Origin of the sequence: Streptomyces sp. NPDC051976 (assembly GCF_040680795.1) — a bacterium.
In the GTDB taxonomy this organism is placed as follows: Bacteria; Actinomycetota; Actinomycetes; order Streptomycetales; family Streptomycetaceae; genus Actinacidiphila.
The window spans coordinates 90,836-116,219 of sequence record NZ_JBFAXL010000009.1; the positions used below are offsets into that span (position 1 = coordinate 90,836).

23 protein-coding genes are annotated in these 25,384 nt (G+C 72.7%); 8 read left to right on the plus strand and 15 right to left on the minus strand.

Translation table 11 applies throughout. The annotated features are described in order from the left end of the window. Positions 1–470: 470 nt before the first annotated feature. Positions 471–1,217, minus strand: a complete 747-nt coding sequence (locus tag AB0M29_RS12805) for a hypothetical protein (RefSeq protein WP_365382246.1) — start codon at positions 1,215–1,217, stop codon at positions 471–473. A 274-nt stretch (positions 1,218–1,491) separates the two neighbouring features. Between AB0M29_RS12805 and AB0M29_RS12810 the strand changes: the two genes are divergently transcribed. Further along, positions 1,492–1,722 (plus strand): hypothetical protein, encoded by a 231-nt coding sequence (locus AB0M29_RS12810; RefSeq protein ID WP_365382247.1) that lies wholly within the window; start codon positions 1,492–1,494, stop codon positions 1,720–1,722. A 48-nt stretch (positions 1,723–1,770) separates the two neighbouring features. On the opposite strand, the gene AB0M29_RS12815 is transcribed toward AB0M29_RS12810, so the two are convergent. Together AB0M29_RS12815 and AB0M29_RS12820 are read right to left on the minus strand one after the other, a co-directional pair. After that, positions 1,771–2,343, minus strand: coding sequence for an RICIN domain-containing protein (locus AB0M29_RS12815; RefSeq protein ID WP_365382248.1), 573 nt, complete (start codon positions 2,341–2,343; stop codon positions 1,771–1,773). Positions 2,344–2,689: 346 nt separating this feature from the next. Further along, complete coding sequence (locus AB0M29_RS12820; RefSeq protein WP_365382249.1) at positions 2,690–3,391, minus strand: PAS domain S-box protein; 702 nt, start codon at positions 3,389–3,391, stop codon at positions 2,690–2,692. Positions 3,392–3,778: 387 nt separating this feature from the next. Between AB0M29_RS12820 and AB0M29_RS12825 the strand changes: the two genes are divergently transcribed. From AB0M29_RS12825 to AB0M29_RS12850, 6 genes are all read left to right on the plus strand, one after another. After that, the gene (locus AB0M29_RS12825; protein WP_365382250.1) at positions 3,779–4,525 is read left to right on the plus strand and encodes a hypothetical protein; all 747 of its coding nucleotides are present in this window, start codon (positions 3,779–3,781) and stop codon (positions 4,523–4,525) included. 191 nt (positions 4,526–4,716) lie between these two features. Continuing rightward, the gene (locus AB0M29_RS12830; protein WP_365382251.1) at positions 4,717–5,769 is read left to right on the plus strand and encodes a hypothetical protein; all 1,053 of its coding nucleotides are present in this window, start codon (positions 4,717–4,719) and stop codon (positions 5,767–5,769) included. A gap of 124 nt (positions 5,770–5,893) precedes the next feature. Continuing rightward, positions 5,894–6,922, plus strand: a complete 1,029-nt coding sequence (locus tag AB0M29_RS12835; RefSeq protein WP_365382252.1) for a hypothetical protein — start codon at positions 5,894–5,896, stop codon at positions 6,920–6,922. Then, positions 6,919–7,587 carry a hypothetical protein gene (locus AB0M29_RS12840; protein WP_365382253.1) on the plus strand — a complete coding sequence of 223 codons (669 nt, stop codon included), beginning with the start codon at positions 6,919–6,921 and terminating at the stop codon, positions 7,585–7,587. The genes AB0M29_RS12835 and AB0M29_RS12840 overlap by 4 nt, the downstream gene beginning before the upstream one ends. A 76-nt stretch (positions 7,588–7,663) precedes the next feature. Beyond that, positions 7,664–7,927 (plus strand): CopG family transcriptional regulator, encoded by a 264-nt coding sequence (locus tag AB0M29_RS12845; protein WP_365382254.1) that lies wholly within the window; start codon positions 7,664–7,666, stop codon positions 7,925–7,927. Beyond that, entirely contained in the window at positions 7,924–8,337 is a 414-nt protein-coding gene (locus tag AB0M29_RS12850; protein WP_365382255.1) for a PIN domain-containing protein, read from the plus strand. The genes AB0M29_RS12845 and AB0M29_RS12850 overlap by 4 nt, the downstream gene beginning before the upstream one ends. 23 nt (positions 8,338–8,360) lie before the next feature. On the opposite strand, the gene AB0M29_RS12855 is transcribed toward AB0M29_RS12850, so the two are convergent. Further along, positions 8,361–9,614 carry an MFS transporter gene (locus AB0M29_RS12855; protein ID WP_365382256.1) on the minus strand — a complete coding sequence of 418 codons (1,254 nt, stop codon included), beginning with the start codon at positions 9,612–9,614 and terminating at the stop codon, positions 8,361–8,363. A 79-nt stretch (positions 9,615–9,693) separates the two neighbouring features. Between AB0M29_RS12855 and AB0M29_RS12860 the strand changes: the two genes are divergently transcribed. Beyond that, positions 9,694–10,572: a LysR family transcriptional regulator gene (locus AB0M29_RS12860; RefSeq protein ID WP_365382257.1), complete on the plus strand. Its 879-nt coding sequence runs from the start codon at positions 9,694–9,696 to the stop codon at positions 10,570–10,572. Between the two features lie 9 nt (positions 10,573–10,581). Here AB0M29_RS12860 and AB0M29_RS12865 read toward each other — a convergent pair whose 3' ends face one another. From AB0M29_RS12865 to AB0M29_RS12915, 11 genes are all read right to left on the minus strand, one after another. Next, a complete protein-coding gene (locus AB0M29_RS12865) occupies positions 10,582–11,961 on the minus strand; it encodes a type III PLP-dependent enzyme (protein ID WP_365382258.1) in 1,380 nt (459 codons plus the stop codon). After that, complete coding sequence (locus AB0M29_RS12870; protein ID WP_365382259.1) at positions 11,958–14,000, minus strand: IucA/IucC family protein; 2,043 nt, start codon at positions 13,998–14,000, stop codon at positions 11,958–11,960. The genes AB0M29_RS12865 and AB0M29_RS12870 overlap by 4 nt, the downstream gene beginning before the upstream one ends. Continuing rightward, positions 13,997–15,805, minus strand: a complete 1,809-nt coding sequence (locus AB0M29_RS12875; RefSeq protein WP_365382260.1) for an IucA/IucC family protein — start codon at positions 15,803–15,805, stop codon at positions 13,997–13,999. The genes AB0M29_RS12870 and AB0M29_RS12875 overlap by 4 nt, the downstream gene beginning before the upstream one ends. Further along, positions 15,802–17,013 carry a siderophore biosynthesis protein gene (locus AB0M29_RS12880; RefSeq protein WP_365382261.1) on the minus strand — a complete coding sequence of 404 codons (1,212 nt, stop codon included), beginning with the start codon at positions 17,011–17,013 and terminating at the stop codon, positions 15,802–15,804. The genes AB0M29_RS12875 and AB0M29_RS12880 overlap by 4 nt, the downstream gene beginning before the upstream one ends. 86 nt (positions 17,014–17,099) lie before the next feature. Then, complete coding sequence (locus AB0M29_RS12885) at positions 17,100–17,720, minus strand: L-threonylcarbamoyladenylate synthase (protein WP_365382262.1); 621 nt, start codon at positions 17,718–17,720, stop codon at positions 17,100–17,102. Positions 17,721–17,748: 28 nt separating this feature from the next. Further along, on the minus strand, positions 17,749–18,993 hold the full coding sequence (locus tag AB0M29_RS12890) for a CopD family protein (RefSeq protein ID WP_365382263.1): 1,245 nt from the start codon (positions 18,991–18,993) through the stop codon (positions 17,749–17,751). A gap of 105 nt (positions 18,994–19,098) precedes the next feature. Further along, entirely contained in the window at positions 19,099–19,725 is a 627-nt protein-coding gene (locus tag AB0M29_RS12895) for a hypothetical protein (RefSeq protein WP_365382264.1), read from the minus strand. A gap of 248 nt (positions 19,726–19,973) precedes the next feature. Then, entirely contained in the window at positions 19,974–20,282 is a 309-nt protein-coding gene (locus AB0M29_RS12900) for a hypothetical protein (protein ID WP_365382265.1), read from the minus strand. Between the two features lie 181 nt (positions 20,283–20,463). Further along, complete coding sequence (locus AB0M29_RS12905; protein WP_365382266.1) at positions 20,464–20,775, minus strand: hypothetical protein; 312 nt, start codon at positions 20,773–20,775, stop codon at positions 20,464–20,466. Between the two features lie 161 nt (positions 20,776–20,936). Then, a complete protein-coding gene (locus tag AB0M29_RS12910; RefSeq protein ID WP_365382267.1) occupies positions 20,937–23,978 on the minus strand; it encodes a glycoside hydrolase family 38 C-terminal domain-containing protein in 3,042 nt (1,013 codons plus the stop codon). A gap of 93 nt (positions 23,979–24,071) precedes the next feature. After that, positions 24,072–25,376 (minus strand): glycosyl hydrolase, encoded by a 1,305-nt coding sequence (locus AB0M29_RS12915; protein WP_365382268.1) that lies wholly within the window; start codon positions 25,374–25,376, stop codon positions 24,072–24,074. Between the last annotated feature and the right edge of the window lie 8 nt (positions 25,377–25,384).

The following is a 25,384-nucleotide window of genomic DNA, read 5'->3' on the forward strand; positions in this document are numbered from 1 at the left end:
CGCGTGCCCGCCGCGGATTGACCCTGGCCGCGCCGGTCGACCTCCTGCAAACCCCCGCTAGCCCCGCTTTCGTTGGACACGCGTCAACGGATTGGCTTGCCGAGGGTTGCACCGCGTACTCCAACGCGTTGCAGACGGTCGCACGGCGACACCGGTACGTCTGCGTGGCAGCAGGTTTGCCGTCCAACGTGCGCCCGAGAGCGTCGACCAGGTCGTGGACACGAGCCAGCTCGTTCAGCTCCCCGACCGGCAGCGACGCACGCTCCAGCCACTTCACAGCCGCCGCCACGTCCTCCGCGCGGGCAGCGCGGGGCGGTGAAGCCAACTGCGGCGGGCACGGATCGCCGTGCTCTCCGGTCGCGAACTTACTGCGGGCGTAAGTGGCGTCGCCGACGCTGTACTGGGGGCCCGTTGGCGTTCCAGGTCCGCGCACTGCTTCTTTCAGGAACGTTCAGCGGAGAAAACCACGGCTACCGCAGAATCCGTGCCGCGAGATCCAAATTCGCGTGGATCCCGACATCTTTGAGCAGTCGGCAGTCTTCATCGAGTCCAAGGTTGACCTTGGCCCACCGGGTGCCGATATCCGCGAACGTGCGGCCCGCCCTACGGTCGACCAGTATCCATCGCGTGCCGTATGTGAAGGGTTGGACGTAGTCCCGAAGCATGACCCAGACCCGGTCCAGGAAATCAGCGACTGTCGCCTCGTCAAACAGGGGAAACTGCATCTGGAAGTCCGCCACGGACGGGTCCACCGAGCTGAGGTCGACAGTCAGGACACGGCTCGCGATGCCCTCGTGCGCCCTGGCGACGGCTTCGCTCACCAGTTGAGTCACCTGTGCGGGCGTGGCCGCGCTGGAGAGAAACGAAGGCAGTACGGACTCCAGGGTGTCTCGGAGTACTTCCTCAAGCAGTTCGACCTGCCCTCTCGATCCCCGCCGCATGCCGTCGACGTAGGTGCCGACAGAAACATGGGTGGGAAAGTCCCCTGGCGCATAAAGCACTTCCGGCTTGCGCCAGAGGGTAGCGAAGAACGCCCCGGACACGAGGACGGGAAAGGTGACCGCGAATACTGCGAGCACTCCCTGCACCCAACCGCTGGCCAACGCGGCGACGATGCCCACTGTCGTCTCGGACAGGCCGAGAAACAGCGAAATTATCCACAGCGGGTTGAAAGCCCTCGGTATCGCACGTGCGGCCGCGTCGCCCTCACTCACCATCGCTCCAGCATGGCAGACATCAACTCCGGTGCCCGGCAACCGAGAAGAGTCACCCCGGCGGGACGAGGCAGCCCTCAAGTCGCGGTGTGCCGCCTGTCGCTGCGCGCCTGTAGGCGGGAAGGTGGTCTGCGGTCTGGGGCGACGGTGAGGAGTAGGACGAGTGGATCTGTACTGCGTGATGGGTGTGCGGGATCGGGAGCGGGCGCGGGGGTGGTTCGAGGTGTTTTTTGGGCGGCCTGCGGATGAGGTGGTGGGGGAGGAGTTGTTGTGGCGGGTGGGTGAGAACGCGTGGGTGGTGGTGGACGATCGGGAGGTGCGGGCTGAGCGGGTGGGCGGGGCCATGGTCACGTTGGGGGTGACGGACCTCGACGTGATCCTGGGGCGGCTCGCCGCGGGCGGGGTCGGGTACGGGCCGGTCGAGACGTACGGCAACGGGGTGCGCCATGTGGTGGTGCTGGACCCCGACGGGAACAGCATTTCGCTGGCCGAGGCACCCGCCCAGTAGGTCCCGCACAGTAGGTCCCGCTCAGTAGTCCCGCTCAGTAGGTCCCGCTCAGTCGATGGGGACGCCGACGCGGCGGAGGATCCAGCGGCGGGAGGGGTCCGTGTCGCAGGTGAACTGGACGAGCGGGACGTTGTTCGCGGTGGAGCGACCGCCGGCGACGGTCATGCACTTGCGGGTACCGGAGTTGAGGAGCTGGTAGGAGCTGCCGTTCCAGTTGGTGACGAACCAGCGGCGGGAGAGGTCGGTGTCGCAGGTGAACTGGACGAGGGGCACGTTGTTGTCGGTGGAGACACCGCCAGCGACCGTCGCGCACTTGTCGGTCTCGCCGTTGATGAAGTGCCTGCCGCTGCCGGGGTTGGCGGCAATGAACCAGTGGCGGGAGGGATGGCTGTCGCAGGTGAACTGCACGAGCGGGACGTTGTTGTCCGTGGAGACACCGCCCGCGACCGTCGCGCACTTGCCGGTCTGCACGTTGACGAGTTGGTAGTCCCCCGAGGCGATCGCGGGGGCGTTGTGGGTGCCCGACCGCGCGGCCGCGGCATCGGGCCAGAGCAGGGCGCCCGCGGCGACGAGGACGGTCGAGGCCGTCATCAGACGGCGGAAGCGGTTGCTTTTGGGCATGGCGGTGCTCCTCTCGTGGCGGTACGAGGGAAGGGGGAGGCGTTGACGCGTCGGCCGGGCCCGCTCCGGGGCTCCGCGACGGCGGCCGAGAGTGGTACGGAGAGTGGTACCGGGAAGCGGTACGGGGAAGCGGTACGGGGAAGTGGTACGGCGAGTGTGGCTGAGACGGTGGCGGATGGGCCCCAGGGCCGCGTAGACGGCCGGACAGCGGGCGCCCCACCGCTGGAAGCGCGGCAATCTCCTCCAGAGAAGCACGACCGGCCCGGATCAGCATCCGCTGCCGGACCGCGCTCGCGCCGCTACCCTGTGCCCCGCCCACCGTGCGAGCCCCCTCCCCCGCCGGCCCTCAGGGCGTCGGCCCGCGGCGGCGATGCGGGATACGGGGGTGGTCGACGGCCGAGGGGTCGACGCGGGGCGGCCAGACGCCCGGGGTGACGACGCCGAGGGCGTAGGCGCGGGCGACGAGGGCGCAGCGGCTGCGGGCCTGGAGTTTCCGGCGGAGCTGGGCGAGGTGGTAGTCGAGGCCCTGGCGGCTGAGGGAGAGGGCACGGCCCAGGGCGGAGTTGGTCATGCCCTCGGCCAGGCCCTCGAGGGTTCTCGCTTCGAGGACCGAGAGGTGGAGAGGGGCGGCGGAGGACAGGAACTCGGCCTCCTCTGCGGCCAGTACGGGCCGCAGGGAGCAGATCGCTTCGGTGGGCGGGTGCTGGCCGTCGCGTACGAGCCAGGCGTTGGCCTCGGCGTACAGCAGGCGGCGGTCCTTGCGGACGACCAGGACGCGGCCCTGGTGGCGGGAGCGGCGGGCCGCGAAGAGCTCGGCCCAGGAGTCGGAGCGCGCGCCGCTCTCCCCCGGGATCAGCAGCTCGCCGCCGGCCAGGCCGCGCAGTTCACGCGACGGCCAGCCGGTCAGCATGCTGAACGCCGGGTTGCTGTCGAGGATTCGGCCCGTCAGGTCGAGCCGCGCCATCGGCAGCCACGACCTGTCGAACAGCGCCGCGTACCACCGGGAGTCCAGCGACTCGGCGCTCCCGCGCTCCTCAGTTGCATTCACACACGTGAAACCTGCCATTCAGCCCACTTTGTAACTGCTTACTACCAAAGATCACTCTCCGTGGGGAATCCGGGCTCCGCATACGGGCGGTCCCCGGCGGGGCCACCCGCCCCGGGGGCGTCAGCGGGTGGCACGGCGACGGGGAACATGCCCGTGGCACGGAGCACTTGCTCCGCCCCCTCAGGTGGGCAGGGCGCGGTCGTATGCACTCAGGACCCGTGCACCGCTTCACACCCAGCAGTCACTTCAGTCACTCCCGTCGCCGGGAGCAGGTGAAAGCCCAGTACGCGGGCCTGTGGGGGCGCGTGGTGGCGGGAAAGACGCTACTGGCTCTCGCGCACGACCGGCGCGACGTACATCCACCGGGGGCAGAGGTGGAGCACGAAGATGAGCACGTATACGGCCGCACGCCCCGCGGCCAGCCCGTTCGACCGGGACTGGGTCGACCTGCGGCTCGCCGGGTACGCCCGTCGGGCGCGCGGTGGCGCGGATCCGGAGCGGCTGCGCAGCGATCTGCTCGACGAGATCTGGCCATGGATCGTCCGCACGGCGGACCGGATGGCCGCCGGTCTGCCGCCCGGCTCGGACCGCGACGGGCTGCGCAGCGAGGTCGCCTGGGAGGTGTTCAAGGCGGTCCAACTGCTGGACTGGAACCGGTACGCGGTGTGGCCCGCGCTGGTCAAGGCCCATCTACGGGGCGCGTACAGCACGGCCGCGCGGGCGGACGACGTGCTGACGCGTGGTCAGCGCAGGGCGCGGCGCGGCTACTTGGCGGGCGTGGAGGACTTCACGCACCGTAACGGCAGGCTGCCCTCGTACGCCGAGCGGCTGGCGCTGGCCCGCGCGCTGGCCCCGTACGGGGAGGTGCGGCCGGTGATGATGGGACGCGCGCTGCTGGTGAACGCCCAGCCGGCCGACCTGGGGCCGATAGCGGCGGCCGGTGCGCCCGAGGCGATCGTGCTGCGCGCCTGGACGCAGAGTTGCGTACGGCGCTGGATCGCGGAGGACCTGCCGCCTGCGCTGTCCCGGGAGGCGGAGACGGCGCTCGGGCACGAGTGTTTCAGCGCCGGGCTGTGCCGCCGGCTGTCCCCGTTCGCGGCCCCTCTCCTGGCCCGGCTCGGCGGCTGGCCGTGAGGCGGATCCGCCCTGGCGGGCGGCGTGGGCCGCCTCGGTTGGCCGTGCCCACCCGAGGCGGCCCGGCCACGTGCCCGAGCCGGGAGGCGCGAAATCTGCCCACTGGAGTCAGTGCGCGGCCCGGACAAGGGCCCAGCGGCCGGGCCCCGTTCGTCGGAGGCCCCGGCCCCGATCGGCAGAGGGAGTGAGCGATGAACAGCAGCGTGTGGCCCACCGGCCAGGGTGAGCCTCCTCTCGGCACCTACGGCGACGAACCGGACGGCTGGCGGCCGAACATGGCCGGCACGCCGTACTCGATCTCCATCAAGATGGACGAGGCCACCGTCAACGGGCTCAACAGCGGCAGGTTCAGCCTCTACGCCTTCAAGGCGGTGAGTTCGGCGGTCGGCGGCGGTCGGCCGACGGTGTGGGCCTCGACGGCGAAGTACTCCACGAACACCACGATCGACTGGGTCGAGAACTACTACGCGTACGCCTCGACCAAGGAGGTCCAGAACGGCGTGACGTTCGGTGCCAGCGACACCAAGCAGATCGATCTCGGCCAGACCCTGATGGTGTCCGCGAACGCCATCGGCACGGTCGATCCCCATGTCGGCATCGACGGCTCGGTCTGCGTCCACAACACCACGTCGCACCAGTTCAGTTGCGGCCTTGCCCAGCCCAGTCCGCTGGGCGCCGGGCCGTCGCCGGTGTGCGCTTTCCCGCTGTACGGGCACAACACCGACGTGATCACGCCGCTGCAGAAGGTGGCGCTGATGTTCGCGTCCCAGCCGCTGGCCACCGGCTCGGTCGTGGAGCAGGCGTTCGGGCAGTGCCTGCTCGTCGACCTGACGGGGACCACGTTCATGAACCTGACCTACGAACTCAACAGCGGCTGGGGGTGGTCGGGCAACGCCGCCACGATCCTCCGGAGCAACGAGTTCATTCCCGCCCTGATCAGTCGCCCGGTCGCGGCGCTGGGCGACATCTTCTCGGCGGCCGTCTACAAGGACACCTTCCCCAAGGACAAGGTCGCGGAGCTGATCTCGGGTGTCGGCGGAGGCTCCGAGACCAACACCACCATCGAGGGGCCGTTCAGGTACGCGGTCCACGGAGTGCCCCTGGTGGTCGGGTCCACCTACGAGATCCGGATGCGGAACGACGAGATGGGCGAGTCGAAGTGGAAGGTGAAGTGCACGAGCATCGGGGAGCTCGGGGCGCCTGACGGCGGTTACCTGAAGTTCGACAAGATCAGCCGGCTCTGAGGCATCGGGTCCAGACGGTGCGCCGTCCCGCCGGGCGGCGCACCCCACCGCAGCGCGCCCCAGCGCATCGCAGCGCACCGCCCAACCGCCGCACCGCGACCCACCGGGAAGGAGGGGAAGGGCCATGGACGGCTTCCACCTCAACCAGCAGGGCAGCCGCTACACGATCGACATCCGCCTGGGCGGCGCCACCGCCGACGGGCTGCGGCGCGGCGGCTTCCGGCTCTACGCGTACAAGGCCGTCGCCTGCGACCAGGGCGGCGGCAGCCCCCTCGTCTGGGCGTCGGGCAGCCGCTTCGAGCGGACGGTCAGCCTGAACTGGCGTGAGGACTATAGGGCGTTCGCCACGGGGCGGCCGATCACGGCGGAGTCGTGCTTCCTGGAGGAGGCGACCCGGCCGGTGGAGTTGGGCGAGGTGCTGACGGTCGGTCAGGGCGAGCATCTGGCGGGCGCGGACGACCAGGGCGAGCCGGGCCGTATCGTGCTGCGCAACGCCACCCGCCGCGCGCTGACCTGCGGCCTCGCCCAGCCGAGTCCGCTGGGGTGCGGACCGGCGCCGGTCTGCGCGCTCCCCCTGCACGGGCAGAACGTCGACGTGATCACACCGCTGCAGGAGGTGGCGCTCGCGTTCTCCACCACACCGGCCCGGGTGGGTGCGGTGCCCGGGCCCGTGCACGGGCCGGTCGTACTGGTGGACCTCACCCGCGGCCGGTTCGCGGAGCTGGCGTACGCACTCGACGGCGGCTGGTCCTGGGACGGCGACGCGGCCTCGTGGCTGCCCGCCGGGTCCTTCGCCGAGGCCCTCGTCCGCCGCTCCGACCCGGCGGGGGCCTGCGACGACCCGGTCACCAGCCTCGCCCTGTGGACGGCGGCACCGCACGACCCCTGGGCGCCGGGCGATCTGGTGGCGAGCGGCGCGGCCGGCACCGAGGGGTACCGCCGCCTCACCTCGGCCGCCCCCTTCGGGCCCGGCGGCCTTCCGCCGGTCGAGGGCGGGAGGTATCTCGCGACCTACCTGGACTGCTGCCACCGGCCGCGCATGTGGCAGGTCCGCTGTGTGCCCGCGCCGGCGCCCAGCGTCGCGCACGCCTTCGAGAAGCTGCGGGAGGCCCCGCCCGAGGCGCTGCGCGCGCCCGCCGGGTGGCTGGGATGAGCCCGTCGACGGTGGTCGTCCGCCTCGGCGAGCAGTCCCTGGTCCCCCTCGCGCGGGGCGGCTTCCGGCTGTACGTGTACAAGGCCGTACGGTCCAGCCTGACCGGCGGTTTCCCCGTCCCCTGGGCGTCCACCGGGCAGTACTCGACGAACACCTCGATCGAGTGGACGGAACAGCAGTACGCGTACGCCACCACGGCCCCGCCCGGCTCCGGGCCGCCTCCGCCCGGCGGCGTGGACGCGAAGCCCGTCCGCGCCGGGCAGACCCTGGACGTCGGCCCGAACGCGGTGACGAGCGTCGACCCCTCCCAGGGCTACGCCGGGACCATCGCGGTGCGCAACACCACGACCACCCCGTTCACCTGCGGCCTCGCCCAGTCCGTCTCGCTGGCCTCCGGCATCGCCCCCGTCTGCGCCTTCCCCCTCTACGGCAAGCACATCGACCTCATCACCCCGCTCCCGGCTGTGGCCCTCCTCTTCGCCACCCTCCCGGTCCCCCTGCCCACCCACACCACCGCCGCCCTCGGCCCCGCCGTCCTGATCGACCCGGCACAGACCCCCGTGGAACTCGCCTACGACATCAACAAGGGCTGGACCTGGACCGCCCCCGGCATCCGCGACCTCTCCCCCGCCGACTTCGCGACCGAACTGATCCGCCCTCTCTGACGCGCTCCCCCACTCCGTCACTCGACCACTCCGGCGCGGGCTCCACTGTGGTGGCATGAGCGGTAGCATAAGGGGCATGAGCGAGCCTACCCAGAAGTACTCGATCACGATGCCGCGAGACATCGCTGACGCCGCCCGAGCCCGCAGCGGACCCTCCGGGCTGTCCGCCTATGTCGCCGCCGCCGTCGCCCGGCAGATCGAGCGGGACAACCTCAACGAACTCATCCAGGTCGCGGAGGCGGAGCACGGCCCGATCACCGAGGATGACGTGCAGGCCCTGCGGGAGCAGCTGCACCAGGCGCGTGTGCGGCAGGCCGACGGCGGGAAGAGCGCGGCGTGACGCCGTCCGCGGCCACCCCCGGTGGCACGCTCGTACTCGACAGCGAAGGGCTGGCCAAAGCCGTACTGCGTGACCGCACGGTCACCGCCTGGCTCGCCCTCGCGCGCGCTGACGACCTGCGGGTGATCACGTCCGCGGCCACCTTGGTGGAAGTGGTCCACCCGCGGATAAACCGCCCCGCGCTGGAATGGACCCTTTCTCGCCTCGTCGTGGAACCCGTCACCGAACCGATCGCCCGGCACGCCGCTGCCCTCCTGGCCGATGCCGGTCTGCACGGACACAAGTACGCGATCGACGCCATGCTGAGCGCGACCGCCCTCGCCGCGCCAGGGCCCGTCACCGTCCTCACGTCCGATCCGGACGACCTCACCACGCTCTGCGCGTCGCGCGCGACGGTCATCAAGATCTGAGCCGCACCGGCTCCGGTGCCGCGTCAGGGCGTCTTCTGCTCCACCACCGAAGCCGAGGCCGAGTCCGAGGCTGACGCCGTGGTCGGCGCGGGGCGGCGGCGGGTGGAGGCCAGGGCGGGGAGGAGGGAGGCGGTGGTCAGGGAGAGGCCGAGGAGGACGGTGCTGGTGATGCCGCTGGCGTCGGCGAGGAGGCCGCCGGCCAGGGCGCCCAGGGCGATGGAGGTGTTGTAGGCGAGGGTGTTGAGGGACATGGCGGCTTCGAAGGTGTCGGGGGCGGCGGCGAGGGTCATGTTGACCTGGCAGAGGTTGGCGGCGCCGAAGGAGAGGCCCCAGAGGGCGAGGGCGGCGATCGCGCCGGGCTTCGAGTGGCCCGTGGTGAGGAGCAGGAGGAGGGCGGCGGCGATTCCGGCGCGGGCGGTGAGGAAGGTGGCGGTGAGGTTGCGGGTGACGGTGTAGCCCGCGACGAAGTTGCCGATCGCTCCCCCGGTTCCGTAGATGATCAGCAGTCCGGCGATGAACGTGGCGCCGGCGGAGGTGCGTTGCTCCATGAAGGGGCGGACGAAGGTGTACGCGGCGAAGTGGCCGAGTACGTAGAGGACCACGGTGAGCATGATCAGCCGCAGGGCGGCGTTCCTGACGGGGAGGGCGAACACCTCGCGGACGGTGACCGTGTTCTCCGAGGCCAGCGCGGGAATCGTGGCGACGACCGCGACGAGCACGGTGGCGCTGAGGCCGCTCCAGATCAGGAACGTGGTGCGCCAACTGGTGAGGCTGCCCAGGAAGGTGCCCAGGGGAATGCCGACGACGGTGGCGATGGAGATCCCTGACAGGGCGACAGCGGCGGCCTTGTTGGCGTGCGTTGGCGGGACCAGGCGCATCGCCATGCTGACGCCGATGGCCCAGAAGACGCCGTTGGCGAAGCCCATGACGAGGCGCGCGGTGAGCACCAGCGCGTAGTTGGGGGCGATGGCCGTGACGAGGTTGCCGAGCGCGAGCACCGCCAGCAGGGCGCCGAGCAGGGTGCGGCGGTTCACGCGCCGGGTCCAGGCCACGATGAACGGCACGCCCAGACCGGCGGAGACACCGTAAAGCGTCACCATCAGCCCGGCGATGCCGACCGGGATGCCGAGGCTGCCGCTGATCGGGGTGAGAAGACCGACCGGCATCAGTTCGGTGGTGACGAAGGTGAAGAGGCTGGCGGTGATGACGGCCACGCCCAGCCAGGGCCGCAGGGTGGAGGGTGGGGTGGAGCTCGGGTTTTCGACGGATGCGTTCACCCGGGAATTCTCAGTCGGTGCCGATCAATGAGTCCAACACATGTTTGTCATCGCATCTATCGCGATTTACGATGGATCGATGGAGCTCCAGCAGTTGCGCTACGTCGTGGCCGTCGCCGAGACGCACAGCTTCACCCGGGCCGCCGAGCGCTGCCTGGTGGTGCAGTCCGCGCTCAGCCACCAGATCGCCCGGCTGGAGAAGGAGTTGGACGTACGGCTCTTCGAGCGCACCAGCCGCCGGGTGCGGATCACCCCGGCCGGTGCGGCGTTCCTGCCCGGCGCCCGGCAGTGCCTGGAGGCGGCGGAACGCGCCGCCGCCGAGGCCGCCGCGACCGTCGGGGTGATCCGGGGGCGGCTGGCCGTGGGGGTGATCCCGACCGTCGCGGCCGTCGATGTGCCGGGTGCGCTACGGGAGTTCCACGAGCGGTACCCGCACGTGCGGATCAGCCTGCGGGTGGGCGCGAGCGACGAACTGGTCGAGCAGGTCAGGCAGGAGGTACTCGACATCGCGCTGCTCGGGCTGCCCAACTCGGCGCGGCCGCAGGGTGTCGACTCCCGTGAGCTGGCCCGCGACCGGCTGGTCGCGGTGGTGGCGCCCGGTCATCCGCTCGCACGGCGGGAGTCCGTCAGCCTGCGCGAGCTGTCCGCGGAGGTGTTCGTGGACCTGCCCGCCAGGACGGCCGGGCGGGCGCAGACGGACCAGGCGTTCGCGGCCGCCGGTCTCACGCGGGAGGTCGCCTACGAGGTCACCAACGCCGACTTCATCGCCCGGCTGGTGGGCCAGGGCCTGGGCGTGGCGCTGTTCCCCTCCCGCTTCGTCCCGCAGCTCACCGGGGTGACCACCCTCGACGTCGCCGACGCGCCCACCCGCGTGGAGCACATCGCGTGGAGCCGCGGTGGAAGCTCCCCCGCGGCGGCCGCCTTCCTCGGTCTCCTGGGCATCACGCCCGAGCCGTAAGGCGGTTCGTCATCCGGGGAGGACGTGGGTGGTCGGGTGCGGGTGCATCAGGAAGTCGTGGTGGGAGATGTTCCAGGCGTACGCGCCCGCCAGCCCGAACAGGACGCGGTCGCCCGCGCGGAGGGGCTGGGCGGTCGGGACGGCGCGGGCCAACACGTCTTTGGGCGTGCAGAGTTGACCGGCGAAGGTCACGGGCCCGGGAGCGGTGGCGGTGGGCCGGGGCCACGGGTGGGGCCAGTCGGCGACGGGCAGTACGGTGCACGGCTGGTCGTGGCCGCGCGCGGCGGGGGTCCGCAGGTGGTGGGTGCCGCCGCGAACGACGGCGAAGTCCTCGCCGTGGCTGCGCTTCACGTCGAGCACATCGGTGACGTACCAGCCGCAGTACGCGGTCATCGCCCGGCCGGGTTCGACGCGCAGCACCCACTCGGGGTGGGCCGCGGCGATACGGGCCAGCGCCGTCGCGTATCCGGCCCAGTCGAAGCGCGTGTCGGGACGGGTGTAGTCGACCACCATGCCGCCGCCGAGGTTCAGTTCGCGCAGCCGCACTCCGTGGCGCCGGGCGAGGCCGTCCGCCCAGTCGGCGACCGAGCCCGCCACGGCGGCCAGTTCGGGTGCGGCCAGACCGCTGGCGAGATGGGCGTGGACACCGGTGAGTTCCACGCCGGGACAGGAGCCGTCGGTGAGCATCCGCAACGCGGCGGGGACATCCGACGGGTCGAGACCGAACGGTGTCGGACGGCCGCCCATCGCCAGCGCGCCGGACGCCAACAGCCCACCCGGAACAGCGAGGTTGACGCGCAGCAGCACGGCCACCGGAGCGCGCCCGGCGCCGGGGCGCTGTCCGGCGAGGTGGGCCAGGACGCGGAGTTCATGCGTGCTCTCCACGTGGAAGCGCCGCACCCCGCGGTCGAGCGCCGCGACGATCTCTGCGGGCGTCTTGCCCGGCCCCCCGAACGCGAGCGGACGCCCGGGCACCGCCTCGGCCACATGCGCGAGTTCGCCCCCGGAGGACACCTCGAAGCCATCGGTGTACGGCGCCAGGGCCGCCAGAATCCGCGGCTCGGGGTTGGCCTTGGCCGCGTAGTACAGCTCGATGCGGGGCGGCAGCGTCCCCCGCACGGCGGCGGCGTGGGCCGACAGCGCGCCGAGATCGTAGACGTACGCGGGCAGTTGGGCCGTCGGCAGCGACAGCGCGAGATCGCGTACCCGGGCGGGCAGGGCGCTCGCCGCGCGTCCGGGCGCCGGGTCAGCCAGCGCGTCAGGCGAGTGCGGGCCGCTCGCTGCGACGCCGGGTGCCGGGGCGGTCGCCACGTCAGGCGAGTGCGGGCCGCTCGCTGCGACGCCGGGTGCCGGGGCGGGCTGTCCGCCGCCGAATGCCGAGTCGCTCATCGCGGCGCCCCGCCCGGCGGCCGCGTCGTGGTGGCGCGCTCCGCGGCGCGGCCCGGGTCGCCGCCCGCGTTCTGTCGGGGGCCGAGCGGGGACGGGAGCCGGACGTAGGTTGCCTGCCGGTCGGCGGTGCGGGCCCAGCGGGCGAGGAGGTTGGCCTTGGCGGGCAGCGGGTCGCCGCCGAGCAGGGCGGCCAGTCGGGGGTGGTCGCCGTGCCGGGCGGCGTACCCGGTCAGGACGCGGCGGACGGCGGACCACAGGGCCGCCTCCTCGCCCGGGCACACATCGGCGAGAGCGGCCAGCATGTCACCGATGTTGTTGACGAACAGGCAGTAGACGAGCCGGTCCCAGCCCTGGTCGGCGCCGTAGGTGAGCGGGCCCGCGACGTGGGGAGGGAGGGTGGCCAGGGTGGCGGCGTGGTGCGCGGGGAGCAGCTTGGTGCCCTCCAGGTCCCGGAAGAGGATCTGCCGGGGCAGCCCGTCGTCGTCGCCGACGCACACCAGCACGTTCTGCAGATGGGGTTCGAGGACGACGCCGTGGTCCAGATACGCGGCCAGGACGGGCGGCACGAGCAGCGCGAGATACCTCTCCCACCAGCGCAGGACCGCCGCGGGCCCGGCGCCTTCCGGCAGCAGGTGGGTGAGGTGCGCGGGTCCGGTCGGGTACTCGTCGGCGACGGCGGCGGCCAGCAGCGCGGTGGCGCCCGGGGCCACGCGCCCCGCCAGGCCCTCGCGGACGATCACCCCGAAGCCCTCCAGCAGGTCGACGTCGGGTTCCCCGTCGGGGCCGGGCAACGCCAGGCTGCGGTACGCGGGTTCGCTCAGGACACCGCTGCCGGGGAACCGCGCGGCGAGATCGGCGGCGGCCGGGGCGAGCAGCCGGGTCAGGGCCACCGCACCGGACAGTTCGTAACGGGCGTTCTTCCGCAGGCAGTTGGTGATCCGTACGTTCAGGCTGAACTTCAGGAACGTCTCACCGTCGTAGAGGGTGCGCACCGACGCGGTGGCGGCGAAGCGGGGGCCGCCGGGCCCGAGGTCGCGGACGTCGCCCCGGCGCAGGGCCGCCTCCAGCGCGGGGTGGCGGCGCAGCAGGTCGTACTGCCAGGGGTGGACGGGCAGCAGCCGGTACCCGGTGGGCGCCTGCCCCAGCCGGTCGAGCGGCGCGGCGGCGCCCGGCTCGGCGCGTTCCTCGGCGACGAGGCCGTCCCGTACGGCGAGCAGGCGGACGGGGAAGACGGCGCCGGCCTCGGGGGCGTAGGACCGCCAGGCGGAGGGGTGGGTGTCGCGGGCCTTGGGCGCGGGGTGGAAGCGGTGCCCGAAGGTCAGGGAGCGCTCGGAGGCCAGGTAGAAGGAGAGCGGGTCGGCGCCGCGCCGCGGGCGGGGATGGGCGAGCGCGGCGGTGACGCCCTGGTGGCTCGCGGCGACCTGGGGGACGAACTCGTCGTTCGACTGGCCGGTGCGCGCGGCCAGTTCGGCACCGATGTGCTCGGCGAGCTGCCGCCAGCCGATCGGCGACCACCGGCCGTCCGCGTACCGCGTGACGGGGCCGGTGAAGCGGTGCGCGCCGAGGGCGGAGGTGCGGCGGGTCGCCACCCGCAGCCGGACCCCGTCGTGCGGCAGCCGTATCACCAGGTGCCCGCGGATCCGTACGGCCGCGTCCCGCAGGCCGGTCATCTCACGCAGCAGGCAGTTGAGCAGGGTGTGGGCCACCGCGTCGTCGGCCGTGGGCAGCGCGGGGGCGCCGGTCGGGACGGCGCCGGTAGCGGCGGGTGCGCCGGTGGAGGCAGCGCCGGTGGTGGCAGCGCCGGTGGTCGAGGCCGTGGCCGCCGACGGGGTAGCGGTCGGGGTCGGCGCCGAGGTGGAGGTCGAGGCGGAGGTGCAGGTCGACGGGGGCGTCGAGGCGGAGGTGGAGGCGGGTGCCGAGCCTGAGTCGGAGTTCGACCGGGATGTCGAGGCGGAGGTCGAGGTCGACGGGGGCGTCGAGGCGGGTGCCGAGGCCGAGGTGGAGTGCGACCGGGGCGTCGAGGTGGGGGTCGAGGTCATGGGTGCTCGCGCGGGAGGTAGTTGGGGCCGGTCGTGTAGTGCTTGTTGATGTCGGCGGCGCCTGAACGGCGCTTGGTCAGCAGCGTGCCCGCGGTCACCATCGCCTTGACCGGGAGCCGGTCGGCGTCGAGCACCGCGGCCCGCAGCACCGCCCCCGGTGCCGCGGGGGCGCCGTCGAGCCGTGCCACCGCCTGGGCCAGGCGGTCACGCACCAGCCGCAGCAACACCGGCGCCGGAACGCGTCCGGGGCCGGACAGCGCGAAGGCGAGCGCCCCCGCGCACAGGTGGACGGTGATGGTGGTGAAGAGGTCCACCAGCGGGCCGTCGTCGTCCACGAAGATCCGCGGGTCGGCGAAGTCGGCCGGTCCCGGGGTGGTCGTCCCGAGTGCCGCGGCGAGCCGGCCCCGGTGGACGCGCAGGCCGTCGTCGTCCCGGAAGAGCAGCCGGACGAGCGGGGCACCGGCACCGCGGTCTACGTCCCCCGGATCGTCCAGCACCAGCGAGATGTTCTGCTGGTGGGACTCCAGGGCGATGCCGTAGCCGAACAGGGTGGTCTGCCAGTCGAGCAGCGGGGTGAGGACGGCGTCCAGCAGCGCCACCGGGTCCCCGCCCGTCCACCGGTCGGCGAGGTGGTCGGCGACGAGGCGGCCGTCGGGCGCGGTGGCGGGCAGCGCCGCCAGCGGCAGGACGGTGCGGCCGTCGAGACCCGCGGGGTGGCGTCGTACCAGCACCGCCAGCGACTCGTGCCCGGCGTGCGCCCAACGGGTCTCGTCGCAGTGGAGCACACGGCCCTGGAACCGCGGCTCGCGGGCGGTCACCTCGGCCAGCAGCCGCTGGGCGGCGGCCCCGTCCACGAGCGTGCCGGGCTTGATGGTGCGGCGGTTGAGCAGGCCCAGCGTGGCGGTGGGCAGGGGCAGTTTGAGGTGGACGTCCGGGTACGCCACGGGCGCCACCGTACGGGTCGACAGGGTGGGCCGCACGGTCAGATACGGGTCCTCGGCGAGCTGTGCCGTAGCGTCCAGGCCGGTCACCCGCAGCGCCACCTCCAGCGGGCGCCCGGCGGTCAACGGGTGGACGGGCAGGGCCACATGGCTGCCGTCGAGTCCGGTCAGCCCGAGGTCGGAGGGCGTGGGCCAGAAGGCGGTGAGGGGGTCGCCCTGCGGCACGCCGCTCGTGGTGAGCGCGGATCGCGGCACGGCAAGCCAGCGCAGGGCGAAGGAGGTCGCGAACTCCGGTGCGTACGGCAGGACTTGTGCGGCCGACAGCGCGGTTCTGGCGGCGGAGGTCGGGTAGAGCGGGTGCCCGTGGCGGGCGGCGAGGGTGTCGAAGGCGAGGGAGCCGGGCAGGCCCCGCCAGGACACCGGATCGGGGCCGTGGCGGGCGGCCAGCTCCGCCATCGTCCGCTCACGCGTGGCGCCCTGGAGCCGCAACACGGCCAGCGCGTTGCGGTACTCGGCGGCGAACGCCGTGAATCCGCCCGCGTCCTCGGGCGCGGCGAACCGGGCGAGCGCGGCCAGGATCTCCTCTCCGCCGGTGATCTCGCCGACGGTGCCGGCCGCCGACCCGGTCCGCAGCAGCGGCAGCCGGGCGGCGTACTCGCACTGGAAGCCGTCGTCCGTGACCGGCAGCAGGAGGTCGTCCTGCCCGGTCGCGGCGGAGCCGGGGAGGCGGAGCCAGCGCCCGTCGGGGTGGTCCTCCGCGGTGGTGCGGGTGCGCAGCCCGCAGACGTCCTCGCGCAGCAGCGTGCTCAGCACCCGTGTCAGCAGGGCGTGTTCCACCTGGTGGTCGTCGCCGTCCGGCGTCACGGGGTGATCTCCCAGGTCCTGGCCGCCACATACGCGTCCGCGGCGCGGTCGACGGCCGGGAGGTCGGGGCCGATGGCCCGGACCACGCCCAGCAGGTCGCGGTTGGTGTGGTGCACCGGCTGGTGGCTGCCGACGGCACGCAGCGGGCGGTAGGCGAGCCGTACTCCGTCGTCCAGGTCGAGGTCCTCGGGGCCGGGGGCGGCGGTGAGGGTGCCCGCGGTCCGGGCGTACGGGTAGGCGAGGCAGGCGGCGGCGCCCGGCTGGGGCCACGGGGCGGGCGGCAGCGGCTCGCCCTGGTGGACGCGCAGGACCAGCTCGAACAGCGGCACCCCGAGCAGTTCGGCCAGCAGCAGATCGCACTGGTCGCCGATGGCACGGTAGTTGACCTCGACGACCCGGGCCCGGCCGGACTCCACCACGTACTCGGTGTGGCAGGCGCCGAACCCCACGCCCAGGGCGTCGAGTTGGGCCAGCACCTGCGCCTCGACGGCCGGCGGCCGGTCGGGGTCCCAGGTGAGCCGCTCCTCGATGAAGTACGGGGGCGGGGAGAGCCGGGTGCGGAAGCCGCCCAGGACGCGGCGGGTGCGGCCGTCGCCGAGCGTCTCCAGGGTGCGCAGCTCGCCCGGCAGGAACTCCTCGGCCACCAGGGCGGCGCCGGGGCGGCGGGTGCGGATCTCCGCGCAGCGGGAGGCGAGTTCGGCCCGGTCCCTGACGAGCACCACGTCCTCGCTGGCCACGCCCTCGGCGGGTTTCAGCACACAGGGGTAGGGGATGCCGTCGAGGTCCGGCAGGTCCTCCAGGTCGCGGCCCGCGGGCAGTTCGGCGGCCCGTACCGCCGCCGTGGCCGGGAGACCGGGCGCCGCCGCCAGCCACCGGCGCATCTCGGCCTTGTCCTTGGTCCGCAGCGCGACGCGCCAGTCCTTGCCCGGGAGACCGAAGTACGCGGCGGCCAGGGCCGTCTGGACCTGGAGGTGGTCGCTGTTGCTGAAGATCGAGCCGGGTGCCCGGTGGGCCGATATCGCGGCCACGACCGCACGGAAGTCCCGCACCGGGCACTGCCTGACCTCGACACCCTCGGGCACGACCGCGCGGTGCGCCGCGGGCTGGTCGGTGAGGACGGTGACGGTCAGGCCGAGGCGGAGCGCCGCGGGCAGGAAGCCGTCGGTGACCGAGTCCGTCGGGTTCAGGGCCAGCAGGTACATCTGCACAGGCGGAGCCTAGGTTAGGCATACCTAAGGTTGTCAATTCGGTTCCGCGCGTGCCGAGTTGACCGGGCCCGTCCCCCGCGCGTGGGCTACTCGAAGCGGCTGAGGTCGCCCGCGCCGCGGCGCAGGATCTCGGCGGCGCCGTCGGAGAAGTCGACGACCGTGGTGGGCTCGGTGCCGCAGTCGCCGGAGTCGAGGACGGCGTCCACCACGTGGTCGAGCCGCTCCTTGATCTCCCAGCCCTGGGTCAGCGGCTCGGCCTCGTCGGGGAGCAGGAGGGTGCTGGAGACCAGCGGTTCGCCGAGTTCGGCCAGCAGCGCCTGGGTGACCACATGGTCGGGGATGCGGACGCCGACCGTCTTCTTCTTGGGGTGCAGGAGCTGGCGCGGTACTTCGCGGGTGGCGGGGAGGATGAAGGTGTAGCTGCCGGGGGTGGCCGCCTTGATCGCCCGGAAGACGTCGTTGTCGATCTGGACGAACTGCCCGAGCTGCGCGAAGTTCTGGCAGATCAGGGTGAAGTGGTGGCGGTCGTCGAGGTTCCGGATCGTCCGGATGCGCTCGATGCCGTCGCGGTTGCCCAGCCGGCAGCCCAGGGCGTAGCAGGAGTCCGTCGGGTAGGCGATGAGCGCGCCCGACCGGATGCTGTCCGCCACGCCGCTGATGATGCGCGGCTGGGGGTTCGCGGGGTGTACGTCGAAGTATCGTGCCATCGGCCCAGCGTAGGGCCGATGGGCGGTTTCAGGCCTCGACGAGCTGGTCCGTAGTGGTGACGGCGGCCGGGGTGGCGGCGGCGGTACGGCGGCGGGCGAGCGTGCCGGAGGCCAGGTAGGCGCCGATCATCAGGGCCAGCACGAGCAGGGTCTCGCCGGTGCCCCACACCCAGGTCGACGCGCTGACGTGCTTGGTGGGGAGCTTGGGGAGGTGGTCGAGCGGCACCGCCGAGTGCTCGGCCGCGGCGGCCTGGAACGCCTGGTTGCGGGCCGAACCGTGCAGGAAGGGCGCGACGAACACCACCGTCATGGCGAGGACGACCTCGGCGGCGACGGTGGCCGGGAACCGCCGGACCAGGATCGTACGCAGCGGCCGCTCGTCGCCCGCGGCCCGCAGCGCCTCGATCCGGGGGTGCAGCCAGAACTGGTTGAACATGCCGAGGGCGAGCAGGGCGCCGAAGATCAGGATCTTCACGCCGAGGACGCGGCCGTACATCGTGGAGGTGAGCTGGCCGAGGCCGTCCACGTGCTCCCAGTACAGGAAGAGCCCGGAGAGCGAGATCGCGGCGACGCAGCTCATGGCGGCGGTGGAGAAGCGGCGGATCGAGCGGGCCCAGAAGGCGCCGCGGGCGGCCGGGTCCAGGGCGCCGGGGAGGGCGAGCAGCAGCAGGCCGGCGAGTCCGCCGAGCCAGACGGCGCCGCCGAGCAGGTGCAGCATCCACATGAGGGTGTCGAAGGTGCCGCGGCCCCAGTCGTCCGGCGCCTTGTCGGGGAACTTGGTGGTGCCGAGCGCGACCGCGCCCGCTCCGAGTCCGGTCGCCAGCAGCCAGGTACGGGCGGGGCCCGCGGCCAGGGTACGTACGGTCAGCGGGGCGAGCAGCGCGGCGCCGACGAGGATCAGGGTGACTTCGAGGCCCGACAGGCGGCCGGAGTTGCTGCCGTCGTAGAGCGAGTTCCAGGCGGCTCCGTAGTCGTAGCCGCCGCTCTCCGAGGCGTCGTGGGCGAGGTCGGTGAGGACGGCAGGTACGGCGAGCACGCCGAGGACGACGGCGGCGCGGGTGAGCCGGGTCGTCACGGCGGCGAGGGTGTCGGAGCCGATCGCGCGGGCCACGGGGCCGACCGCGATCAGCGCCAGGGCGGCCAGGCCGACGAAGCCCATGAGGGTGACCCAGGTGGTCCACGCGACGGCGCTGTCCTCGAAGGGGCCGAGCGGGGTGGAGGGCGCCGCCGCGGAGAGGGGCACGAGATGGGGCGGATGAGCGGAAAACGGCATGGCGGACCACCCTCAGGGGGACGTCAGGGGAGCGGGCGCCTTAGGTTAGGCATACCTAACCTGGACGGTCAATATGACGAACCCGGCTCCCCCGGCGCCCCGCACTCAGGGGGCGTAGACCTCGTCGAGGCGGTGGATGGCGCCGTCGTCACCGGTCTCGTAGCGGAAGACGAGGCCCGAGTCCGGGTGGGCCTTGACCCAGTTGAGGAACTCCTGCACGCCGATGCGCTTGTTCACCGGGCTGTCGGTGATCGGCGTGGTCGCGGTGATGTACGTGGCCTGGTCCATCGCCCAGCGCGCCTGCTCGCCGGTCGTGACGTACGGAAGGCCGTCGGCGTCGGCGCTGGGGCAGCCCCAACGGCCGTGCTCCAGCACCAGGTTGATGTGCGAGTCGCCGGGGATGGTCTCGTAGCGGTAGACCGCGAAGGTGTGCGGGTCGACCTGCTCGGGGGTGGGGCGCTTGTTGCTGCAGCCCGGCTTGACCGGGATGGACGGCAGCTTGACCTTGGCGGCCGGGGTGACGCCGGTGCGCACGGGCGCCGCGGTGCCGGTCGCCGGGGCGGGCGTCGTGGGGTGGGCGCTGGGCGCGGCCGGCGGGTGCGAGACCGTCGCCGTGGGCTTGGCCGCGCCGGTGTCCGCCGAACTGTCCTCGGGGCCGCAGGCGGTGAGGGCCGCGGAGCCCAGGACGACGGCGGTGAGGACGGCCGCGGATCTGCGCGCTGTGACGTTCATCTGGTGCTTCCCCCCGATACGCGGCGCGGCCCCTGGCCACCCGCTGCTGACTGGATGACGGGAAACGTAGCAACGCGCCGACCCCGTCGGGGGGCTCGGCGATCCGGCGTGACAGGGCCGGGACATCACCGTGGCAGGGCACTGACGTCCGGGCCCGTACCGGTACGTATCGGCACGCGCGCGGGCGCCCTCCCGCGTCCGGGAGGGCGCCCGTCTGTCCGGTGTCAGCTCAGGAGTTCAGGCTCCCGTCAGCGGCCGTGGCGGTGGTGGTGGTGGTGGCCGTGCGAGTGGTGGCCGTGCGAGCGGTGGTGGTGGCGGCCGCGGTCGTGGTCACGGCCGTGGTCACGGTCACGGTCACGGTCGCGGCCGTGGTCGCGGTCGTGACCGCGCCGGTCGCCGTCGTGGCGGCCGTGGTCGTGGTCCATCGCCCGGCCACCGTCGTGATGCGAGGCGTAGGAGGTGGCGGCGGCCGGGGTGGCCGCGCTCGCGGCGGCGGCACCACCCAGCACCACGGCCACTGCCACGCCCAGCGCAGCGGCGAAGCGGGAAACACGCATAGCGATCTCCTCTCACAGCGGACGCCCGAAGCGCCCGCATGGATCGAACACCGCAACCGTCTCGCCCGCCGCCACGCCGCCGCCCGCGGCGCGCCCGCAATGACACTCAATGGAATGGGATGTCATGGATCGTGGAACCGCGGGCCGCGGCCATCCGTGGACCTGCCGCGTGGCGGCGCGCTCAGGTGGAGGAGTGGATCACCGCGCTGGCCTCGCGCAACGAGATGCCCGCGTAACGGCGGCGGCGGGCCGCGCAGTCACTGAGGGCCGCGAACCGGGCGGCCCGCAGGGCGTCCTTCTCGCTCTCCGCGGTGACGACGAAGAACTGGCAGCCGCCGAGGCCGTCTGCCGTGGCGGTGGGGATGGTGACCACCCACCGCCACGGCGGCTGCTGGGCGCGCAGAGCGCTGGCCGCGCGGACTTCACGGATCTCGCGCTCGCGCTCGATGAGCGCGGTGGAGCTTCGCTGCTGCGGGGAGCCGATGTCCGTCATGGCGCGGGTCCTCTGAACTCGTCGCTGAGAGGTAGCCGAAATCAACAGAAAAGATCGGACCTCAACAACATCCAACGTTGTTTAATGGGAGGAAACTGCACGCCGCTCCCTGAGTCAACCCCCAAGACCGAACATTTCTCCGCGCGCCTCGCCGACCCGCGTCAGTCGGTGCCGCGCGTCAGGCGCAGGGTGAGGAGTTCGAAGGGGCGCAGGGTGAGGGTGAGGGCGTCGGCCGCGACCGGGATCGGGGCGGCGTCGGCCAGCGGGCGTTCCAGCAGGTCGCAGGAGACAGCCGCGGCGAGGGGGAAGCCGGTGGTCAGCCGGGTGGTGGCGCGGCCGCCGTGCGACTCGTAGCCGCGGACCACCACGTCACCGCTCGCGTCGTCGGCGAGCTTGACGGCGGTCACCACGAAGGCGTCGTTGTCCACCGCGACGAGCGGGGTGACCGCGGTGCCGCCGGGGACCCGGCGCTCGGGGAGGTTGACCGCGTACCCCTCGCGGACCGCGTCGCCGATCGTCGCGCCGGGCACCAGGGCGTGCCGGAAGCGGTGCAGGCCCTGGTCGGTGCGCGGGTCGGGGAAGCGCGGGGCCCGCAGCAGCGACACCCGGACCGTGGTGGTGGTGCCGTGGTCCTCGGGCCTGACCGTACGGGTGACGTCGTGGCCGTACGTGGAGGCCGTCACGAGGGCGACGCCCCAGCCCGGCTCGTCGAGGTGGACGAAGCGGTGGTTGCACGCCTCGAACTTGGCCGCCTCCCAGCTGGTGTTGGTGTGGGTGGGGCGGTGCAGATGCCCGAACTGGGTCTCGGCGGCGTAGCGCCCGGCGTGGATGTCGAGCGGGAAGGCGGCCTTGAGGAACTTCTCCGTCTCGTGCCAGTCGACCTCGGTGTCGATGTCGAGGCGCTTGGCGCCCGCGGCCAGGGTGAGGACCTGCGTCACCCGGGACGCGCCGAACGAGCGGACCACCCGCACGGACGCGGTGGCCGGGCCGTGGCCGTCGACGGTGATCTCGTCGGCGTCGGTGAGGTCGGTGACGACGTTGCGGTAGAAGGCGTCGACGTCCCACGCGTCCCACATGTTGGGGAAGTCGGGATGGATCTGCAGCAGGTTGGCGGCCTGGCCGGGGGCGACGGTCTCCCGTCCGGCGGCGAGGTCCACGACCGAGACGACCAGGCCGCGGCCGTCGACCTCCACCCGGAGCAGGCCGTTGTCGAGGACGTGGCCGCCGTCCGCGCGGCTGCTGACCGTGGTGCGTCCCTCGGCCGGGACGGCGGCGCTGCCACCGCCCGCGGGGACCCCGCCACGGGCGTGCGGGGCGGCGTTGAAGACCACCGTGCCGGACGACTCTGCGGCTCCCGCCAGCGCCCGCTGCGCCCCGTCGATGATCGCGTTCAACTCCGCCGCGACCGCCGCGTAGGTCGCCTCCGCCTCGCGGTGCACCCAGGCGATCGAGGAGCCCGGCAGGATGTCGTGGAACTGGTGCAGCAGCACCGTCTTCCACAGCCGGTCCAACTGCGCGTACGGGTAGCCGGCCCCTGTGCGTACCGCCGCTGTCGCCGCCCACAACTCCGCCTGGTACAGCAGGTGTTCGCTGGCGCGGTTGCCCTGCTTGGTCTTGGCCTGGCTGGTGAGGGTGGCCCGGTGGAGTTCGAGGTACAGCTCCCCCACCCACACCGGCGGCTGCGGGTACTCCGCCTCCGCCTTGGCGAAGAACTCCGCCGGGGTCTCCCACTCCACCGTCGCCGAGCCCTCCAGGCTGCGCAGCCGGGCGGCCTTGGCGATCATCTCCCGGGTGGTGCCGCCACCGCCGTCGCCCCAGCCGGTGGGCGCCAGCGAGTGGGTCGCCCGGCCCTTGTCCTTGAAGTTGCGGGCGGCGTGCGCGATCTCCCGGCCCTGCATCGAGCAGTTGTAGGTGTCGACGGGCGGGAAGTGGGTGAAGATCCGGGTGCCGTCGATGCCCTCCCAGGAGAAGGTGTGGTGCGGGAACTTGTTGATCTGGCTCCAGGAGATCTTCTGGGTGAGCAGCCACTTGGACCCGGCGGCCTTGATGATCTGCGGCAGGCCCGCGGCGAAGCCGAAGGTGTCCGGCAGCCACGCCTCGTCGTTCTCGACGCCGAACTCCTCCAGGAAGAACCGCTTGCCGTGCACGAACTGACGGGCCATCGCCTCGGAGCCGGGCATGTTGGTGTCGGACTCGACCCACATCCCGCCCGCGGGCACGAACCGCCCCTCGGCCACCGCGGCCTTCACCTTCGCGTACACCTCGGGCCGGTGCTCCTTGATCCAGGCGAACTGCTGCGCCTGCGACATGGTGTAGACGAACTCCGGCTCGTCCTCCAGCAGCGCGGTCATGTTCGCGGTGGTCCTGGCGACCTTGCGGACGGTCTCGCGCAGCGGCCACAGCCACGCGGAGTCGATATGGGCGTGCCCGACGGCGCTGAGCCGGTGCGCGGAGGGCTGCGCAGGTACGGCCAGCACGTCCGCGAGCCGCTTGCGCGCCGCGTCCGCCGTACCGGCCACGTCCTGCAGGTCGACGGCGTCCAGCGCGCGGTCGATCGCGCGCAGGATCTCGTACCGCCGGGCGGAGTCCTCGGGCAGTTCGTGCATCAGCTCGCCGAGCACTTCGAGGTCGATGACGAGGTCCCACACCGTCTGCTCGAAGACCACCAGGTCCATCCGGGTCAGCTTGTACTGCGGCTCGCTGCCCGCGGTCTCGCGGTCGCCCAACTCGGTGGGCACGAAGGGGTGGTAGTCCAGGACGACGGGGTTGGAGGCCGCCTCGATGTGCAGGTCGACCCGCTCGCCGCCCGCGACCGGCGACCCGACGCGGACCCACTGGTTGCGCGGGTTGAGGCCCTTCACCGGGGAGCCGTCGGGGCGGTAGACCAGGCCCTCGCACTGGAAGCCGGGCATGTTCTCGTCGAATCCGAGGTCCAGTACGGCCTCGACCGTACGGCCCGCCCACGCCTCCGGTACGACGCCGGTGACGCGGAACCAGCTGGTGCCCCAGGGCGCGCCCCACATCGTGCCGACGGCGACGGGCGTGTGCGGGGCGGCCAGCCCCTCCGCGACCGGGACCGGTTCACCGGGGGCGTGCCACACCTCCACGGTCAGCGGCACCGAGGCACCGTGGACGGCGGGGCGGATCCGCTCGTCGAGGACGCGCTTGAGGCGGGACTCCACGAGGCTGCGGTCGTCATGCATGGCGGGAACTCCGTTACGGGGTGCGAGGGTACGGGCGGGAGTGCTGGCGGACGGTCGGTCGGGTGGCCGGACGGGTGGTGCGAGGCGCTTCGGTCAGTACACGTCCTCCGGCCTCACCACATCGGTGATACCCCGCGACGCCAGATGTGCCGCGTCACCCGCGCGCGCGGCGAGCACCGCGGTCGGCCGCACCCCCAGCGCGGTCAGCCGCATGAACGCCTCGAAGTACGTACCGCCCGGCGCGCAGACCGACCGGCCGGGTGCCGTCTCGCCGGGCCCGACGTCGACGGCCAGCGCGGTGGTCCTGACCTGCGGTTGGTACGCCCGCCCGCGCCACTCCTCCACCAGCGCGGCCAGGGCGCGCCCGGCCGGTTTCACCTTCCGCTCGGTGGTGAGCAGCCCGAGGCCGTACTCCAGCTCGGGGAAGTCGGCCAGCGAGCGGTCGACGTCGTGCGAGCACCACCAGGTCACCCCCCACACGTCGGCGCAGTCCAGCGCGTGGGCGACGGTCGCCTCGGTGAACTGCGCCGCGTGCTCGGCGGGGATGTGCGGGGCGGGCGCGCCGACCTCCTGGAGCCACACCGGGCGGTGCGGGGTGTCCGCCCACGCCTTGGACAGCTCGATCATGTACGCGGCGTGGTGCTCGGTGGCCGTGCCGGTACGGCCGTGCCGCTGCGCGGTGCCGTTGAAGACCCAGGAGTGCACGGCGGTGGCCGCGCCCAGCCGCGCCGCGTGCGCGGGGGTGAAGGGGTGCTCGTCGAGGTACCAGGCGGCGTCGTACTCGGCGTGCAGATGGAACCGGCCGGGTGCGCCCTCCTCGCAGGCGTCCAGCATCCGGCGCAGCCAGCGTTCCGCCTCGCCGGGGGTGATCGGGTCGGGGTCGGGGTGCGGGGGTCCCGAGAACTGGTTGATCTCGTTGCCGACGGTCATGCCGAGGAAGTTGGGGCGGTCGGCGAGCGCGGCGGCCAGGGTGCGCAGCAGCGCCGCCTCGCCGTCCACGACGTCGGGGTCGGTGAACATGTTGCGGCGGTGCCAGGTCCTGGTCCAGGCGGGCTGGAAGTCGAAGCTGGACAGATGGCCCTGCAGCCCGTCCACGTTGACGTCCAGGCCGCGTTCGGCCGCGGCGTCCACCAGCTGGACGAGCTGCTCGACGGCGCGCGGCCTGATCAGGGTGCGGTTGGGCTGGAAGACGGGCCACAGCGGGAAGACCCGCACATGGTCGAGGCCGAGGCCGGCGATCGAGTCCAGGTCCGCTCGTACGGTGTCCAGGTCGAAGTCCAGCCAGTGGTGGAACCAGCCGACGCTGGGGGTGTAGTTGACGCCGAACCGTGGCGCCCGCGGGGTGGCGGGAGACACGGGGACGGCGGGGGCTACCGGGGCGTTCCGGGGCTCGGGCATACGTGCGG